This is a genomic window from Photorhabdus laumondii subsp. laumondii (assembly GCF_003343245.1).
Classification (GTDB): Bacteria; Pseudomonadota; Gammaproteobacteria; order Enterobacterales; family Enterobacteriaceae; genus Photorhabdus; species Photorhabdus laumondii.
The window spans coordinates 2,178,316-2,196,369 of record NZ_CP024901.1 but is presented as its reverse complement, the minus strand read 5'-3'; the positions used below and the strand labels follow the sequence as shown (position 1 = coordinate 2,196,369).

The 18,054-nt window shown below is 35.5% G+C and carries 10 protein-coding genes, 4 tRNA genes and 1 pseudogene; 8 read left to right on the top strand and 7 right to left on the bottom strand.

The window, feature by feature from the left end; all coding sequences use genetic code 11:
• Positions 1-113 precede the first annotated feature (113 nt).
• The 4 genes from flhC to cspE all read right to left on the bottom strand — a co-directional run bounded on the left by flhC (position 114) and on the right by cspE (position 6,235).
• Complete coding sequence (gene flhC, locus PluTT01m_RS09565; RefSeq protein ID WP_011146118.1) at positions 114-695, bottom strand: flagellar transcriptional regulator FlhC; 582 nt, start codon at positions 693-695, stop codon at positions 114-116.
• 3 nt (positions 696-698) lie between these two features.
• Positions 699-1,052 (bottom strand): flagellar transcriptional regulator FlhD, encoded by a 354-nt coding sequence (gene flhD / locus PluTT01m_RS09560; protein ID WP_011146117.1) that lies wholly within the window; start codon positions 1,050-1,052, stop codon positions 699-701.
• 3,796 nt (positions 1,053-4,848) lie between these two features.
• Positions 4,849-5,547: an MgtC family protein gene (locus PluTT01m_RS09545; RefSeq protein ID WP_041380037.1), complete on the bottom strand. Its 699-nt coding sequence runs from the start codon at positions 5,545-5,547 to the stop codon at positions 4,849-4,851.
• Between the two features lie 475 nt (positions 5,548-6,022).
• A complete protein-coding gene (gene cspE / locus PluTT01m_RS09540; RefSeq protein WP_011146114.1) occupies positions 6,023-6,235 on the bottom strand; it encodes a transcription antiterminator/RNA stability regulator CspE in 213 nt (70 codons plus the stop codon).
• A gap of 483 nt (positions 6,236-6,718) precedes the next feature.
• Between cspE and PluTT01m_RS09535 the strand changes: the two genes are divergently transcribed.
• Positions 6,719-7,225, top strand: coding sequence for a YlaC family protein (locus PluTT01m_RS09535; RefSeq protein ID WP_011146113.1), 507 nt, complete (start codon positions 6,719-6,721; stop codon positions 7,223-7,225).
• A gap of 144 nt (positions 7,226-7,369) precedes the next feature.
• A tRNA-Asn gene (locus tag PluTT01m_RS09530) sits at positions 7,370-7,445 on the top strand.
• A gap of 145 nt (positions 7,446-7,590) precedes the next feature.
• On the opposite strand, the gene PluTT01m_RS09525 is transcribed toward PluTT01m_RS09530, so the two are convergent.
• Entirely contained in the window at positions 7,591-8,667 is a 1,077-nt protein-coding gene (locus PluTT01m_RS09525) for a hypothetical protein (RefSeq protein WP_011146112.1), read from the bottom strand.
• 711 nt (positions 8,668-9,378) lie between these two features.
• On the opposite strand from PluTT01m_RS09525, the gene PluTT01m_RS09520 reads away from it, so the two are divergent.
• The 4 genes and pseudogenes from PluTT01m_RS09520 to PluTT01m_RS09505 all read left to right on the top strand — a co-directional run bounded on the left by PluTT01m_RS09520 (position 9,379) and on the right by PluTT01m_RS09505 (position 11,681).
• Positions 9,379-9,454: transfer RNA gene (locus PluTT01m_RS09520), tRNA-Asn, on the top strand.
• Between the two features lie 374 nt (positions 9,455-9,828).
• A tRNA-Asn gene (locus PluTT01m_RS09515) sits at positions 9,829-9,904 on the top strand.
• Between the two features lie 258 nt (positions 9,905-10,162).
• Positions 10,163-10,238 (top strand) — tRNA-Asn (locus PluTT01m_RS09510).
• 179 nt (positions 10,239-10,417) lie between these two features.
• Positions 10,418-11,681: pseudogene (locus PluTT01m_RS09505) on the top strand (tyrosine-type recombinase/integrase).
• 83 nt (positions 11,682-11,764) lie between these two features.
• Here PluTT01m_RS09505 and PluTT01m_RS09500 read toward each other — a convergent pair.
• Positions 11,765-13,498: a hypothetical protein gene (locus PluTT01m_RS09500; RefSeq protein ID WP_011146111.1), complete on the bottom strand. Its 1,734-nt coding sequence runs from the start codon at positions 13,496-13,498 to the stop codon at positions 11,765-11,767.
• A gap of 59 nt (positions 13,499-13,557) precedes the next feature.
• Positions 13,558-14,643 (bottom strand): DUF4297 domain-containing protein, encoded by a 1,086-nt coding sequence (locus PluTT01m_RS09495; RefSeq protein ID WP_011146110.1) that lies wholly within the window; start codon positions 14,641-14,643, stop codon positions 13,558-13,560.
• Positions 14,644-15,368: 725 nt separating this feature from the next.
• Between PluTT01m_RS09495 and PluTT01m_RS09490 the strand changes: the two genes are divergently transcribed.
• Both PluTT01m_RS09490 and PluTT01m_RS09485 read left to right on the top strand, forming a co-directional pair.
• On the top strand, positions 15,369-16,955 hold the full coding sequence (locus PluTT01m_RS09490; protein ID WP_125043755.1) for a competence protein CoiA family protein: 1,587 nt from the start codon (positions 15,369-15,371) through the stop codon (positions 16,953-16,955).
• 55 nt (positions 16,956-17,010) lie between these two features.
• On the top strand, positions 17,011-17,991 hold the full coding sequence (locus tag PluTT01m_RS09485; RefSeq protein WP_011146107.1) for a hypothetical protein: 981 nt from the start codon (positions 17,011-17,013) through the stop codon (positions 17,989-17,991).
• The last annotated feature ends 63 nt before the right edge of the window (positions 17,992-18,054 follow it).

Here is an 18,054-nt window from a genome sequence, read left to right as displayed (position 1 = left end):
TGAGCGGATGGGAAGTTGAGCAGTTTGAATCCAGAATGGTTGTGATTTCAATACAGGTTACAGGAGGAAAAAGTAAAATCTGTAACCTGTAGGAATAATTTTCCCATTTAAATTCACACTGCGTGCTGAGCAAGTCCATCCAGCAGTTGTGAATTAGTATCGGCAGACTCTGAGGAAAGTTTACGTTTTTTTACTGCACGTGATGGCGGTTGGCAAAGGCTACAAACAAAGCTATTCACAGGTTGATGAGCATGAGTAATAAAAGTTCCACCACAAGTCCGACATTGTGAAGGTTGCAACATGCCACTGTCCACAAAACGTACCAACGTCCAGGCACGAGTCAACGCCAAAACCGGTGCATCCCCTTCAGCAGGAGGACATTGTTCAAGATAGAGTCGATACGCTTTAACAACAGCCTCTACACCTTCACAATAACCACTCTTGAGTAAAAAACGATAGGCATTATAGAACATCGATGAATGAATATTCTGTTCCCACGTCATAAACCAATCTGTTGAAAAAGGCAGCATCCCCTTGGGCGGAGGACTCCCTCTCAATTCTTTATAAAGCTTAATTAGTCGCCCTCTGCTCAATTGTGTTTCACTTTCAAGCATTTGTAACCGTGCCCCCAAAGTGATGAGTTCCATCGCCAATTGTATATCCTTAGCTTCTTGAACTATACTTTTCTCGGCCATCTCTTATGCTCTTTTTTTCACTGACGTATCGTCTTTTTTCGAAAATAACTTCTGAAACAAATGAGTCGATAACAAAATGCCTGTATGTATTTGTTGTAAATCATCCACTCGAGATTCCCTAGTAAGCTGCTGAATAGTTTCACTCTCTTCGAACCGGAAATTACAGACTAATTGATTAGTCTCAGCGAGCTTGACCAACTGAGGTAATGTCAATTCAGACAACGTATCAGCCATAGAATCGCTAATACCTAAACGGAACATCGCTGACGCTTTTTCATGGTTAATTAATCGCTGAGCTAAAAGCAAATACGATAAATTTATGTCATAAATATGTTTGAGCAATTCAACCGTACTCATTTCTCTATCCCGTCCGATTACATTAAAAAATCAGTTAAGTGTTCGAAAAACCACTCGTGACAAAATTCCTAAAATAGCTTAGGGATTAATAATCTCTTACATAACTAAAATATACAGGCTTAGTCAGAGCAGTAACCATCCTTTGTATTACTTTTGATTCATCCAACTTCAAAAATATTACGGTAGTGAGATGCAAAAGTATTATTGCGTTACCTGATATAACATTTTTCATTGGCGATTAAGAATATTCTTAATGCAGAACAACTTTACTCCTGAATCATCAACTTATACAACGGAAAGAGGGCGCAATTTTAAATACTATGTGACATAACTCACAAAAACAAGGGCTTTTAATATGCATTTAATCGATGAATTGCTCATTAACTATTCAAACAATTAAATAAAATCCGAATTCTCAATTTTAATAAGTTAAATTATCTAAATAAAAATATTAGATATATTTTTTGATTTTATACGATCTATTAAACTTATAAATTTAAAATAACGATAAAAAATCCTATCTTGAGTCAAACTAGCACTAAAAAAGACAGTTTTATCCCTGAGTAATAAGTGTAAACAATAATCTTATTCTGAGATCCGGCATCTCCACTTGTACGATAAAACAGATTGAGTTTATGTAAAATTTAGTTGCAAAAAAGATACTGGTATGATCACTTTTCGTTTAGATTTGTGCTTTTTTTAAGCAAAAGGCTTAACTAAAAATGCATACCACCATGCAAAGATAACACTAACCATACAAAAATAGCATAAAATACAGTAAGATAATGAATAAAAAAACAACTATAACAACATTTTATTGATTGCATAACAATCAATATCCAGCCTAGAGATAGCCAGAAAAATCGGTCTATTTCGACTCCTGACAACCCAAACCGCAGCAAAATTAATTAGAAAAACTTATCAAAAATTGTATCTCATGATATAATAATACGCAAAACCCCTCTATCAACTACTTTATCTTTTTCATCTTTAGTCTTCATACTTCAAATTAATCATTAATTAAATTCACACATGTTCAATATATATATTTCAAATACATTAATAATTTTAAACTAATTAAATATGATTTATTATCCTCACAATCTACATTTAAAGTTCTATAAGAGATACAATTCCAGAAATAAAATTCCCAAACTACATAAATATATAACCCTATTAAATATCTATCATAAATTAAATTACCACCCTTTATATAATATAAAAAATGAATAATACACACATTAATATTTAAATAAAAAATACACGATATTTCCGAATTCATATTCTTATGATACAAATCAAGTGAAATATTAAAAGTCATTTTTTCCATTTTTCATTATTTCATGTGATATTTACGATTATCATCCCAAAAACATTATTTATACGTATAAAAAACATAGCTAATGATGTCATTAATATATATCATTAACGTCATTTTCTTAAATGATAAGAATAGATAAAATAATTAACTCTACAGGAACAAAATAATTAATTGAGATTTACCGTATAAATAATTAATAGAAATAGAGATAAAAATCAATATCATTTCCCACCAGAATAATGAAATTAATAATCATTGGTGATATAAATATCCTGATATCCATAAAAAAGATGAAAAAAATAGGGTTTTGATAAGAAATTTACTTTCCCATATAAATAATAGTGATAATTTTCCAAGTAATTATAACTCTTCATCAAACATGACAGTTAATGCAACAACCGATTACAACCTAACCTAATCACAGAAACACTCTCAGAACGAAGACACTAAACCCAATAGTTCATCAAACAAGAAGAGAATATGGCTATCGAGAATCATTATCAATTATGTAATCAATAACACTGGAAATGTATCTGTTTTTTGGATAAAACACATCCTTTATATGCACAATATATAAGCACAATATATAAGCAAAAGATATCTGAAAAAATAACAATTCAATACACTAATCTGGCTAAAATAAAACCTGACGAACGAAATTTTTCACTAAAAAATTATCAATATCAACATATATATCTATAAAATCAAAATGAAGTAAACTAGCTCTGCCAGTACCACAGAATATTCAACATTTTTGATACCTCATTTATAATGATCTTCTCAGGAACTGTTTAATCCATTTTATCTCAATGTAAAAAACCAAGAAATATCACACATCAGATCTTGTACTAGTAAATGAATATTTTGCGCCAAAAAGAATGGAATAAAGGCTCTGGTAATCAACATTGAAAAAACATTGCAAAGTTCAAACTTGCCGTTATATTCAAGCACTTGATAATACTTCCACTCGCCTCTCTTCTCTTAACGGCCCTTCATTTGACACCCCTAAATTCTTATCAAGCCTAGTAATATCTATCGCTTTTTTTGCACTATCTGTACCTTTACTAGCAAAAACGCCTACACTAGCGTATCTCAATACCACAGCACCATTAATGTTATCATCAAGAAACCAACTGTATGCCCATTCTTTTGCAATACAAGATTTTTACGATGCACAGTTTGCTAAATACCAATCTGATTTCATTTCTCAAGATTTCAGTCACCATCAACTCTGTTTGTTAGAATGCTAAAATAACTTTGAATTCTAACCCTACATCATGGCAAATCCTGACAGTAATAGCAGAATTATCCTCGGTAAGAACTCCTGCTGCTGTGTTACTCTTTCTTAATACAGAAATAACAGGGACCACACTCCCCTCCACGGGATCAAGGAAAGTTAGCAACTCCTGTAATATCATCACGCTTTCATCACCATAAAGATGACAAACGTTTTTACTTTATCATCGGATAAATATCGAACTGTTAAATTAATACTCTAAGATCTTGTCTGATGGTAACCATCAGCTACTTCCATTATTTTTTCACGACATTCTCCATCAAGCAGAATTATTATCTATTTTACTCTTATATAAGAACAAACTTAGATCACTTCTTCTACTTACCCTTTGAAAATAATTGATATTTTCACTGAAAATTCTGAGCAATAATGAGCGGCTGATGGAGAACCAAATTAAATATCAACTCATCAATTTTTCTGTACCCGCGTATGATACCGATATCAGGTTTACCACGACTAAATTCTGATATGAGAATAGCAATGTTCAACAGTCAATCCAGTGACAAAACCAAGGCTAAAAATACCGCATTGAACGACTTTTACCTAGAGAAGCTATTAATCAACAATACCATCCGAAACTATTGCTAGCATAAAGCAAATTTGTAATCAACTTGGTTTACGACTAAATGTCAGATGAAATCTACATCAACTATAGATTTAATTGTAACAACAGTAACTATTTGACCAGTACCATTTCGCATATCTGCCTCAAATATACCTATGGATTTCAAAGATGCATCGCGACGGCAAGGGAGCATAGCGAACTATGTGACCAGGGGTGAGTGAGTACAGCCAACAAAGAGGCAACTTGAAAGATAACAGGTATAGCAGCAAGAACATCCTCTCTCTTGGTACAAGATATTCGATCAGTCATTCTTAGTACCAAGATCTGCAAAACTACAACACAGTACTGTTACCACCGTTCTAATCACAAGCTTCACCGCTTTGTTTATAATTTATCCCCTTGCCAGAATCACCAACATATCAATAAAAGCGTTACAGGCGAAATATTCACCTTAATTATTCGGAAAAATAGTGCTAAATAACTGCTTAATTAACGTTGCCTAACCGAGGAAACACACCATAGGCAACGTTTTGTTTGTTTCTTATGACGAAACACCATTCGTCAATGGTGATTCCTTATCAAACTAGTGATTGCTGTTTTACACAAAAGATTTTCAGATCGGTAGTTCAGAAGCCATTTTCCAGTTTATTGAGCTAACGCTCTTTTCCAGACTTATACGACAAACAATTGCTTCTATCTCTTTTTGCTCATCCAGTGTTGCTAACACTTCAACGCACACTTCAAATTTTCCAGGTTGAACTTTATCAGCGAAACTCAATGATTTTAACCTCACTGCTACTCCATTGAGCGCCTGTAATACTAACGTTCTCACCAGAATTTCGTCATCACTGTCACACACTACGTGAATTTTATAACACTGTACTTGATCAATGGCCTGCTGCCTGGGTTGTAAATTAATACGTTGAGCTGCTTCACGTAACAATATATTTGCGCAAAGAATAATGGCAGTTGCTATCGCAGCTAGCCAATATTGGCCAAGGCCACACAGCACACCAATTCCAGCAGAACACCATAAGGTTGCTGCGGTATTTAATCCACGAATGTTCATACCTTCCCGCATAATGACACCCGCACCAAGGAAACCAATGCCTGAAACAACTTGTGCAGCAATACGACCCGCACTATCGGGTGAAGTTGTTATTGAACTAAGGATAAAAACTGCTGCACCAGTCGCAACTAATGCATTGGTTCTTAAACCTGCCATACGTTGACGCCATTGGCGCTCAGCACCAATTAATGCACCAAAGCACATAGCCGATAATAAATGAAAGACAAAAGGAGTTATTAACATGACATTCTCCATACAACCAAATGGATAAATAATCATGTGCATTTATTTTGCACACAGAAACGTATGCTGAATGTTTAATTCAGCCCTATTTTCTGTCTATACCAGGAGGTAACAAAGCGTAAATATATAACAGCATAATAAAAACCCAATATACTATCCCGACTACTTGACTAACTGCCTATCTCAATAGGCTCTAAGTATCGGATAACACCATTCTTTGAGTAAGTACAGCTCAGATATTTTGAGTGGTACTGCCCGCTTTATTTGGCAAGCAGCAGATCGGAAGGAAATAAATAGCTTGCCGTTTTATTGTCTATTTAACTGAAAACTTTGACTATCCAATGACTATCTCTCCAATAAAATTTGTACGAAGTATAATCAGGAGTAACTAATAAGTAAAGAAAGATATGGCTTTAGCAAAGAAAAAGCCCGTCATTATAGAAAATAGTGACGGGCTTCAAAATCATCCAAGCAATCAGATAGCCATTACGTTTGCTGCAGCTGGACCTTTCGCACCATTTTCAATGGTGAATTCTACGTTCTGGCCTTCTGCCAAAGTTTTGAAACCGTTACCCTGAATGGCAGAGAAGTGAACGAATACGTCTTTGCTACCGTCAGCTGGGGTGATGAAACCGAAGCCTTTAGACTCGTTGAACCACTTCACTTGACCTTTCATTTTGTCAGACATTGTGACTTTCCTATATATCAAAAAAATTTTGCCACCATTGGGCATGTATTGGCCAGTTATATCAGCTATTACTTATGGAGGCACTAAGAAGGAAACGCGTCAACAAAGGCTATCTGGGGATAACACTTACACATAACTCATTAACTCAAGATGTCGTACATAAAGTAGGTCTGTTTATCAGGCCGGCTGCATTAACTCATGATAGAAAAGGAATAGCAACCTTTTTATGCATAGGTGTTTTAAAAAAAATATTTATGCTCATTATTAAAGCAATAATTAACAAACAATGCCATTAGTTATAAATTTTTTTGATTTATTCAACCTTTATCTTAATGAAAGCATTAGAGTTAATCTTAGTCAATAACAATTGGCTGATTAAAATAAAACAACTGATCTACGTAAGATTACCTCCCCCATGCTAACCTTAAGAACAATATATTTATGAAAATATTTCACTTTTCCTTTGCTTAATCAGGTCAATATATGAATATCATTAAACAGATACTGATTCAGGATCTTGAACGAATCAACATCGAAGAACAACGTGATGGTAAACCCCGTTTTAACAGCCAATTCATCAGTAACCATCCTTATCTCTGCCTGGCTATGCTTGTATCCTATCTGTTTCTCGCTGCACTTATCTGGTACGCCCCCTATTTTAGTTTACTTTCACTGCTAGCTTTTACAGTACTCTTCATTATTATGTCGGCGGTTTTATTACTCGAAATCAAACCTGTGTATCGGTTTGATGATATCGGCGTACTTGATCTACGGGTATGTTACAACGGCGAATGGTTCGTCAGCGAAAAAATCTCAGACTGTGCAATCAAAGAGCTTTGTTCCCACCCTCATGTTCCATTGACAATAAAAGATGAAATCAAGCGCATTATACAAATGAAAGGTGAAATTCATTTTTATGATGTTTATATCATGGCATTTCCTGAACAATCACATATAGCAACATCGTTACCGATGATGCATAGCCGATAATGAACAAAAGTACTCAATTTCAGTAAAATAGCATAGTTATAAGACAATGCGCTCATATGGCAAGCAAATAACAAACTAGTAAGCTTTTTTGCGTTGACAGCTTTTCAATTGATCGCTAATATTCGCCCCGTTCTCAAGAACGATTCCTCCATAGTTCAGTCGGTAGAACGGCGGACTGTTAATCCGTATGTCACTGGTTCAAGTCCAGTTGGAGGAGCCAAATTCAAGCCTGGAGATGCTAAAGAGAATCTCTAGGACGCATGAAATAACCAGTATACAAAAATATGGCTAGCATGCAGAAAAGCCCAATTCTTATTGGGCTTTTTTCTATGTAAGCAACAGCACATTTGCCAGCACCAAAATAATCAGTCCAGAACTACCTTATAAACCTTCTCTTTAGATTTATGCAATACATTCACTTCACCAACAAATGATATTTCGTAGTGAATTTTTACCTGACCATTACCTATATAATTAAAGAAATCAACTCCACCCGGTTGACCATCAGCATTTTCTTCAGGCTTAATTACAGCTAACCGGAAGATATTATCTTCACTACCTTGTAAAGAATCTATCTTTAATACTAATTCCCCTGTATCTCGATTGTCAGCAGAATACCCTCTTATATGTACTGTACCTTTTTTCAACTCCTTATCTTTAAGTTTTACATCGTTGACCAAAATATTGATATCATAATCAATAATACTCTCACCAATCGGTCGACCCCTATTTTCATCATACTCTTCAATATAAGGCACTTCTAAATCACGACGCACCTGGACTGTTGCAGAATCTTTATCAAGCTCTACAAGTACACGTTGAATAGCAGAAAATCTAGCAGTACCGCTTTCGCTAATAGTATAATAAAGGCTATCATGCTTGCCTTCAGTAAGAAGATCATTTTTCACCGGCAAACTACGAATATCACCGCTATTTTGTACACCAGGAACAACTTCAACATTATCATTATCAAAAACAAATTTCAGTTCATATTTATCTAAAATATTGGAATCAGTAAAAAGTACTCTAACTCCTGCTTTTATATCATCACCGCTAATAACATTATCATAATGTGCCGGATATACAGGTGCTGCCAATCCTACTGACTTTAGTTTAAATCGACTCAGAGCGGCTTTCGCTACCACACCACCACTCGCATCCGTTACTTCAGCATCAAAACCGATTGTAGCATTAACCCTCTGATCTGTCTTGATTTTTACTAATATTTCAGATGCTCTACTAATGGGATCAAATATGTTATTGTTATTTACGATTTCATATTCGCCCTCATTCAAGCCATTCACCACGATTTTACTTTTGTAATTTTCTAATGATGCAGAACCATCATCATCTTGTAGAACTACAAACAATCGTAATGGAACGTTAAACCAGTCTTTATGTGAAACCCAGTTAGTTACATCAGTATTAATTAAAAACTTCATGACTTCTCCTCATCTATTCTATAAAAATCACCAGAAAATTAGCCACTCTTTTCGGGGAAATATTATTTACTTATTTTATATTTAAAATTATTTTCACCTCCTTACCAATTATTTAATTTAAAATACTTCCTGAAATAGTTATTATTCACTTTATTGCATTTTATATGCCTATACAAACATATTATTAGATCGAGAATATCTTAGTATACTAGCAGAAAATGAGATTTCATTATTAATGGCAAACTCTTTACCATTCGTTTTGGCGTGAATTAACATCATGTTTGCCAAATCAGAGATCAAATAACAAATTACTTTTTCAGTTAATAATTATAGACGAGTAAATCCGCTAATAAATATCAAAATACAATAAGTGATCTATTAAAACAGATAAAATAGGAAAATTACCATGAAATATAAAAATATCATAAATAACACAAAAATAAAATTATCTAATATATATTTAATTATATTTTTAATGCTCATGATTAATTATTTCCTAAATAAAAATATAGATGATATTTTCACCATCTAATTATCATGGATAAATATCAGTTAACTCTCGCATTCCTTGAGCTGAAAATTTAATTGATCAAAAAATGGTAAAAAATATCATTATTGAACATCAGTTAACCAATCAAACTCAATTTTTAATTTTCCCCTTTGACAAGCCCAAAATACCCAGATATTATTCGCCTCGTTGTCAAGGACAATTCCTCCATAGTTCAGTCGGTAGAACGGCGGACTGTTAATCCGTATGTCACTGGTTCAAGTCCAGTTGGAGGAGCCAAATTCATAAGAAGCCCGCCCGCCAAGTGCGGGCTTTTTGCATTCCTAATTCCACCAATTGCTTACAACATAATATAACAATTCCAATCAACCCGTTTCCTTCCATACCCTATGGATTTCAAGATGGATCGCGACGGCAAGGGAGTGAATCCCCGGGAGCATAGGTAACGATGTGACCGAGGTGAGCAAGTGCCGCCAACAAAGAGGCAACTTGAAAGATGACGGGTATATAGCATACATCTCCAACAAATAAGCCTTATTCGGCATAAAAATAGATCAACAAGTTCAGTTTGACAGCAAACAGATCGTTTTTGTTATTTTCTGCTTTGACAAAGCAAAAGCATATCGTTAATATGCACCCCGTTGTGAAGGAGTTCCTCCATAGTTCAGTCGGTAGAACGGCGGACTGTTAATCCGTATGTCACTGGTTCAAGTCCAGTTGGAGGAGCCAAATTATGAAAATCCCGCTTAATGCGGGATTTTTGCTATTCTGACTTCTCTACTTAATTCTCCCAACTATTTACTCACAACATAAGCACGGTAGTTCTATTCAACTTACGTTAGTGGAATAAAATTCCATCAAATCTCAAGTGATTAGCATAAAAATATAACAACAAGTGCATTTTGCCCGCAAACAAACTTTTTTTATTGTTTTCTACTTTGACAAAGCCAAAGCATATCACTAGTATACGCCCCGTTGTGAAGGAGTTCCTCCATAGTTCAGTCGGTAGAACAGCGGACTGTTAATCCGTATGTCACTGGTTCAAGTCCAGTTGGGGGAGCCAATTTAAGGGAAGCAGACGTTCACTGACGTCTGCTTTCTGCATTTCTATCAATTGGTTATCCCCCTTCAGTCGTTCACCCTCGTTCACTAAAAACCTCTCGAAGCCATATCATTTTGATGGTAAAAATGCTGGTAATGCTGGTTCGATTTGCCTTTTACCAACAATCGAGGGGTGTTTTCATGTCACTGACTGATATTAAAGCAAAAAATGCAAAACCCCTCGAGAAGGAATACAAGTTAACTGATGGCTTTGGTATGTTCCTTCGCGTTACCCCGAAGGGTTCCAAATACTGGCAAATGGCTTACCGCTTCGAAGGGAAGCAAAAAATCCTCTCTATAGGTGTTTACCCTGCTGTTTCACTTGCTGATGCAAGACAACGCCGTGATGAGGCCAGAAGGCTTCTTGCTCAGGGTATTGACCCTACAGGCAGAGGTTAAAGAGCTAAAGGCCAAGCGTGATAAGACACGTTGCTTCGCTATGGTGGCTAAGGCTTGGTTTGCCACAAAAACAAAATGGTCAAAAGATTATGGTGATTCCGTATGGAAGCGCCTTGAAACCTATGTCTTCCCGGCGATTGGAGACAAAGATGTTGCCGAGCTGGATACAGGCGATCTGCTGGTTCCTGTGAAAAAGGTTGAGGCACTTGGTTATCTTGAAGTTGCCATGCGCATTCAACAATACATTACAGCGATCCTGCGTCATGCCGTACAGCAAAAACTGATACTCCATAACCCCGCCTATGATATGGAAGGTGCTGTTCAGAAACCACAGACTGAACACCGCCCGGCACTGGAGCTGGAAGAAATCCCTCAACTACTGAAAAAAATTGCCGAATACAGAGGTCGCAGGTTAACCATACTGGCTATTCAGCTCAATCTGATGATTTTCATTCGTTCCAGTGAACTTCGTTTCGCCCGTTGGTCTGAAATTGATTTCAAAAGTAAGTTGTGGGTGATCCCCGAACAGCGGGAAGCGATTGAAAACGTCAAACATTCCACTCGTGGGGCCAAAATGAAGCGTAAGCATTTCGTTCCCTTGTGTAAGCAAGCCATGAGGATACTGAAAGAGATCCGACAACTGACTTATAAAGAAGGCCATGATGATGGATTAATCTTTACTGGCTGTTATGACTCGTTTAAGCCCATGAGCGAAAACACCATCAACAAAGCCCTTCGCAATATGGGCTATGACACGAAGCAGGACATCTGTGGACACGGTTTTCGCACGCTGGCCTGTAGTGCCTTAATTGAGTCAGGTTTGTGGTCAGAAGACGCTGTGGAGCTTCAAATGAGCCATAAGGAAAGCAACAGCGTCCGTGCTGCTTATACCCACAAGGCAAAACACCTCGAACAGCGCCGCCTGATGCTCCAATGGTGGGCTGATTTCCTTGATGCAAACCATAACGGTATGGTCAGGCCATTTGAGTTTACTCAAAGAAGATAGAAATAGAGGCCAAGGATGGCCTTCCATCATACTTTACCTCTATTTTGTATTATCTAAAATGAAGATTGAGTAGCTAACCTTATTTATTCCTTATCACTTTGATCTGTAACTATTGCCTGAATAGATTTATATTCAGACCTCAAAGAATCGTATTGTGAAGCAGTTAGAAGTCTATTTGAATTTAACACAATAACATTAGCATCATGTTTAAATTCATTTAATGCATCATTCTCCATTGCACACAGTATTATCTGATAATCCTGAGGAACGCTACGCATTAATTCTTTAATGACAGTTTCATAACGGTATCCCGCCTGTTCCTGCTGGTTGGGCGTATCGATGACGAAAGGAGGCACTACGCAAGTTTTAGCACCATGAATTTGTTGCAGTACAGAGAGTTGATAAGCAAGTAATCCTCTAGCAGCCTCAGCAGCACCACCACCAAGCAACTGTTTGTAATCAGTGGGTGATTTAACTTTGCTAAGGTTTATTCCTGTCGAACCCAGTGCTTCAATATTTGCCAGCAGTTTTGACATAAAGGACGAGTTCAATTCTTCCTTTTCTTTGGTAGAAAGAAGTTTTTTCTGGTCCTTTTTTAATTCCTTGATGGAACTGTTGGCCTTGCTGATGTTAAGGTCTTCATTATCGATTTTAATTTGAATATTTTTTGAGACGTTTTCAGTAGATAGAGTATCGATTACTTGAGCAATGAGACCTTTTTTAACCGCATCGTCGTCTGTAATGTATTTATTATTTATTCTTTCGATTTCGTTAGTAATAAACTGAGCGTCCTCATTTAATGAGTTCAATGAAGATTTGAGTTCCACTATTTTAGATGCTATTGAATTTGCCTCATTAAGCAATGAGTCCTTTTCTGAAAGAAGCAACGCTCTGTTAGGTAGTGAGTTATCGTGAAGAGTCCCACACAATGGACACTCTAAATAATCAGTAGGTATGGATTCTACCGCAAATTTATAATCTGCCTCGAGTTCGTTTGCAGAAGTAATGGCTAACGCATACTGACTTTCGAGATCATAAATATTTGAAGTGATCGTAGCCTGAGCATCATAAAGTCTTGTTTGGTAATCAATCAAGTCGTAAAGTTCATTTTTTATTTCATTCTGAATCTTAATGAAGTCATTATTATCTAAAGTTATAGGGGAATCAACCGTGTTATCAACTATAACTTCAACGGCGCTTTGAAATTTTTCTATTTTATGTGCTGATTCTTTTTTGATTTCACTATATTCATAAATGTTTTCCTCAATATCAAAATGCTCAGGCTTAAGATAACCAGTAAAGTATTTGATTAATGGACCTTTCCAGTTGGAATATTGCCCTAAGTTCTCGAATGAATTCCAAGGTGAACTCCAGCTTTTTATCTGGTCAATATAGAATGGTAAAAAATAATATGCTGGAGGAGGTGTCTCCAAGTTTCCATCACCACGATTAGGAAGCTTCATTTTGAAATTGACGAGATCCGAGAAGCCTTTCGAAAAATCACCAGTTATATTTATATATCTTTGAGCTTCATCACCGATAGCTCCCAAAATTATTGAGTGACTTCCTCGACATGAAAAATACTCTTTGTTATTTAAAGTAAAATATAAAATAGATTTAATGTCATTTGATTTCCATTCTTCATCGAAAACAGGATCGCATCCTAAAGACCACAGTAAACTTTTTGCTAGAGTGGACTTGCCAATACTGTTATCTTTTCCGGTAATTAAATTCAATCTTTTCTGGAACGAGAACTGATTCGCAAGTCTTTTCGAATCTGATATCAGAACTAATCGTTGAAATTTCAAGCTTCTCATTTTTCTTGTTCCTTAAATTCCGAATTAATAATTTATAGTTTTCTTTATTACTTCCAATATTATTCATGCATCACCTTTAAAAAGCTATAAACTATCTCGCATAATATATCGTCATGTTCTGGTACTTGATCTTCAATATTAAGTTCTTGAGCTTTTACAATAACTGACTCAATGTAATCACGGGTTTCTGTAAAGTCTTCTTCTGGGACACTACTTAGCGCCTGCTGGACTATTCTCATTATATTCATATCAAAAGCCGACAAATGTCCGATTCGGCGCAAGAAAAGTTGTTTTATTTTTTTATTAATCTTCCGATAAGTTAAGGTGTTCCATTTCATATCATTTTTAGCTAAGTACTCAAAGTCTTTCTCAAAGTCTTCAAATTTTGGGCTTGTTGTGTTAACAGCTATAACATCCTTTACCTTATGAGATGTGAGAGATTTATCCTCTACCATTTTCTCCCAAACAGTAAAATCGTAAGTATTCTGTCCTTTGCGATGAATTTCATCGATTATTGCTCTATAAATATTAACGGCATTACAATGACTATTTGGAAATATTTCATTTACTAATTCAGCAAATCTACCAATGACAAACTCTTCTTGGTTCTCTAATTTTATTTTTGGAACAATGAATTTTAGATTTTCTGGCAAGAGAGCTATTCCAAGCTCATCCTTTAATTTTTCAGTTAACCCCGATAAGCAATCTACACTAAGATCACCTGAAGTTATAATGTCTAATTTTAACTTCTTATCTCTTTGTTCAAATGAGAAACCACTTGAGGACACAAGACCGATTTCCGTAATGCGTGCTTCATAGTCTGTACCAATACATGAGCTTAATAGCTTACCTAGAATGGAACTCTTAGCTCCCTCAGCACCTTGCTCTCGTTTGGTTAAGGCGTCAGAAGTGAAAGGTTTTCCAGTATTCTTTACTTGAAAAAATTCAAATTTTGCCGAACTTCCATACAATGAGTCTGCGATAACGACATCCTCATGATATTCGATTAATAATGCATAGTCAGAATTTGATTTATGCTTTTCAATTATTCTGCATAAGGCCCAATGATATTGAAAATCATATTTTCCGAATGTGGTTGCTCCTGAAATTTCTCTTTGAGCATGACCCAAAACATTACGTTCCATTGAAAACCCCACCCTTACTTAATGAATCGCTACTGACTTTTCTAACCAATCTAATTTAGGAAGGGCAAAAAGTCTATAAAATCGTGGTCTTAGCCCGCTCTGAAGTAGAGCTATCACAGCACAGAGCGTTGCAGATAAACAGAGCCAGCATTTTTTTCAACATATGCTACCAGCATCTCATGCTCGTGTCGGTAATCGAGTGATAAAGACAATGATGATGACTATCAGGGATCAATATTGATGGTTATATGGTTGCATTGACAGGTCAATAGGTAATTCATTATGCAATATAGTTATATGAAAAGTAAAAATCATTCAGATATGCAATAAGTAAGACAACAGCGTTCACATTACTTACACTCTTAGGCAAACATCTTGATCAGCACCTCCTGATGTTGCAGTGGTGGACTTGTTATCTAAATAGCTGTATCTAATACCGCTACACTTACGCTGACTGGCATGTAACATGTTGCGTAAAGGCATACATCGTAGACCTGATACAGCGTGGTAGACAGAGAAAACAGCACCAATGCCTTACGCTCTAAATGGATTGCTATCCCGCGCAGCTATTTAGGTGCCAATATTAATGACATGGTCAGGCTATCTAAGTTTGCTCGCAGCAAGTAACGACCTGAAAGCTAAGGATCGCGTTGCCTTATGCAGTAGACATACACAATACAAGGATTTAATCTAGACATGTCAGTCATAGTAAAGAAATGGAGTTTGTGTTGATCATTGAATATGCTGTGGAAAAAGAAACAAAACAGATCATGCATATTGATGATGTTCCTAACGGGGCTAAGTGTAATTGCATATGTAAGTCATGCAATGATGAATTAATAGCTCGCAATGGAGGAAAATTAAAAAAACATCATTTCGCTCATAGAAACCTTATTGAGAATCGTGCTTGCCGAATGACACAGCTGCATTTAGCAATGCAACATTTTTTCCTTCGCTTAGATGTATTAACAATACCTCAATTGACTTTTGCGTATAAGAACCACACGCTAAAAACACCACTAATAAAAACCAAAATTTTATCCGCAACTTTAGAACACCGAATTGGAAACTATGTATCAGATGTCTGCCTTAACACAGACACTGGATTATACATCGTGGAGATCTGCGTAACACATAAATGCGAACCTGAAAAGGTACGTTACTTTAAAAATAACAAAATAAATTCAGTAGAGTTAGTGTTCGAATACTCTGAAGATATCGAGATAGAAGAATGGCATCAACGTATTAAAAACAATCAAGTCCCCAATGAATGGTTTTATTACTCTGAGAGTATTAAAGCGATTGAATGTCATGAGTTAGCTGTCGAAAAAGAAATAAATGAGAGGCGCTCAAGAAGATTAAAAAACACAATAAATTCAATAAATAAAACCATGAAAAATAAAACCGTATTCCTGCCAAGTATTCACGACAGTATATCTTATGAAGAATCTAATGAGGTTTTTACTGAAAACTTCTGTCTGTACGCAAAGAGGAATCGTACCGTTGATAAGCTATCGCTTATACAAAAAACCGATGGTGGTTTTATCGTGCGTGGAGACATCTTGCATAAAGGGAAAGAATTTCATATATGGATAATATATTTACTAAGTTATTTTAATTTGAATCTAATGGATGAATTTGATGGAAGTGTAATTATTAGATTCTATCCTGAAGATAGTAACAAACCGCAATGGCGCTGGTTGAAACATCCGTCTATTGAAAAAGAAAAATCACGAGTACGGTCTCAATTTATTAAAACCTGTAAAGAAAATATACATATAAAATCCCTAACAATTTATATGAGCAATAGATTAAAAAATCGCTCATATGAGTATTTAGACATGACAGATGAACTCTTCAATAGAGACTATAACACATGGAGTAAATGGCTTATAAGCAATGATCTATTTACACCAAGCATACAGAGGAAGTGGCCAAAATTACCTAAAATGCTCAAAGAAATGAAAGAATCACCCAGCCTTTGGATGTTCCAGAGATGGTCAATTTTAGTAATAAGCATCATGCTTAATATAATAGATAATGTATCAACTGGAAGCAGCATTACAGTTTATAACATATTTGATGAAATGAGTGACATCCTACCTCTCGATCCTGAATTTATATCTTTAGAAGCAGAAGCAATTGCCAATAAGAAAACCATTCAATTACCTCATCGCCATCTTATTTTTAGAAGGCATATAATCCTTGAGGTTCTACGACCATTAATCGAAAGAAGTATTTTGACGGTGAAAGGTGATATTGTCATTAAAGAAACACCACTGCTACAATTGTTTCTTCAAAGCATAGTTTAACTGTCAATCGGGGAAAAGATCTCTGCCAGATAAAACCCATGAAAAGGATAACAAAGTGTTAAACAAAATAAAACAACAATCCATCTTGGGATTAAAAAACATAGAAAAAATCATAACTCTAATAATTTTTATGTGTACGTTTTCAGGAGCATGGTTCCTCTTTAGCTATGCACGCACCCACGGTGTGAAGTTTATTGATCTGATACAATCAAATTTACTCATCAGTACAGGTGCATTATCTTTTTTTATAATACTTTTTATTGTTGGATGTTTTTTAATATCATTCAACTTATCTCCAGCAATTGCCCGATGCCTCTATTATGATATATTAGTCAAAGAAAAGATAAAGGGGATAAAAAGAAGAAAATTAATATATTTATTATACTTCACATCATGTGGAGTAGCTTCTTCATTCGCATTTTACCATTTTTATGTCGGAGTTTCATTAGTTGTTATAATTGTACTTACTCTTCATTTTTTAGCGATAACAAAACCCTTTCATTATAAGAAAATAGCCGTCACATTAAAGTTATTTTTATATACGGTATTATTATTAGCAATAAGCATTGCTATGTTTGGGTTTCTTTCCATTACACTGAACTTTGATATAGAAACAAATTTTTCTTTTATTAGTATTATTCAAGCTCTTTCAATATTTGTTATTATCGTTACATTGGCGATTATTGGATTAGCAGACATACATCAACGTAATCGAGATCAAAAGAATAGGATATGGTGTTACGTTTTTTTCTCCTTGCTTATTGTTTTTTATATTGCAACAGCATTTTCAACAGGTGTATCAGAAAAAATAGCGAATATGATCGGGTTAGGTTATGTTAATCAATGTTATCACGAAAAGGATCTGGTGAAATACTCCATACCTGAAAGGTTAGTTATAATACAGAAAGACAAAAGCAAGATAAAACTATTCATTATTGCTGATGTAGACGGAAAGATATACATATCTAAAGATAAAAATCATCGTGCAGAGTTTATGTTCATAGCCAAAGAACTAAGTGAAGTAAGTTGTGATTAATTAGACAAATACACAAGCAAAAGGGCCATACGGCCCTTTGTTTTCCCTTTAAGGGAACTACCC

Bases quoted from the DNA above. Each gene is read 5' to 3' on its own strand.
- flhD (WP_011146117.1), bottom strand. From the start codon at position 1,052: ATGAGTACGGTTGAATTGCTCAAACATATTTATGACATAAATTTATCG.
- PluTT01m_RS09495 (WP_011146110.1), bottom strand. From the start codon at position 14,643: ATGGAACGTAATGTTTTGGGTCATGCTCAAAGAGAAATTTCAGGAGCA.
- flhC (WP_011146118.1), bottom strand. From the start codon at position 695: ATGGCCGAGAAAAGTATAGTTCAAGAAGCTAAGGATATACAATTGGCG.
- cspE (WP_011146114.1), bottom strand. From the start codon at position 6,235: ATGTCTGACAAAATGAAAGGTCAAGTGAAGTGGTTCAACGAGTCTAAA.
- PluTT01m_RS09525 (WP_011146112.1), bottom strand. From the start codon at position 8,667: ATGAAGTTTTTAATTAATACTGATGTAACTAACTGGGTTTCACATAAA.
- PluTT01m_RS09545 (WP_041380037.1), bottom strand. From the start codon at position 5,547: ATGTTAATAACTCCTTTTGTCTTTCATTTATTATCGGCTATGTGCTTT.
- PluTT01m_RS09500 (WP_011146111.1), bottom strand. From the start codon at position 13,498: ATGAGAAGCTTGAAATTTCAACGATTAGTTCTGATATCAGATTCGAAA.
- PluTT01m_RS09535 (WP_011146113.1), top strand. From the start codon at position 6,719: ATGAATATCATTAAACAGATACTGATTCAGGATCTTGAACGAATCAAC.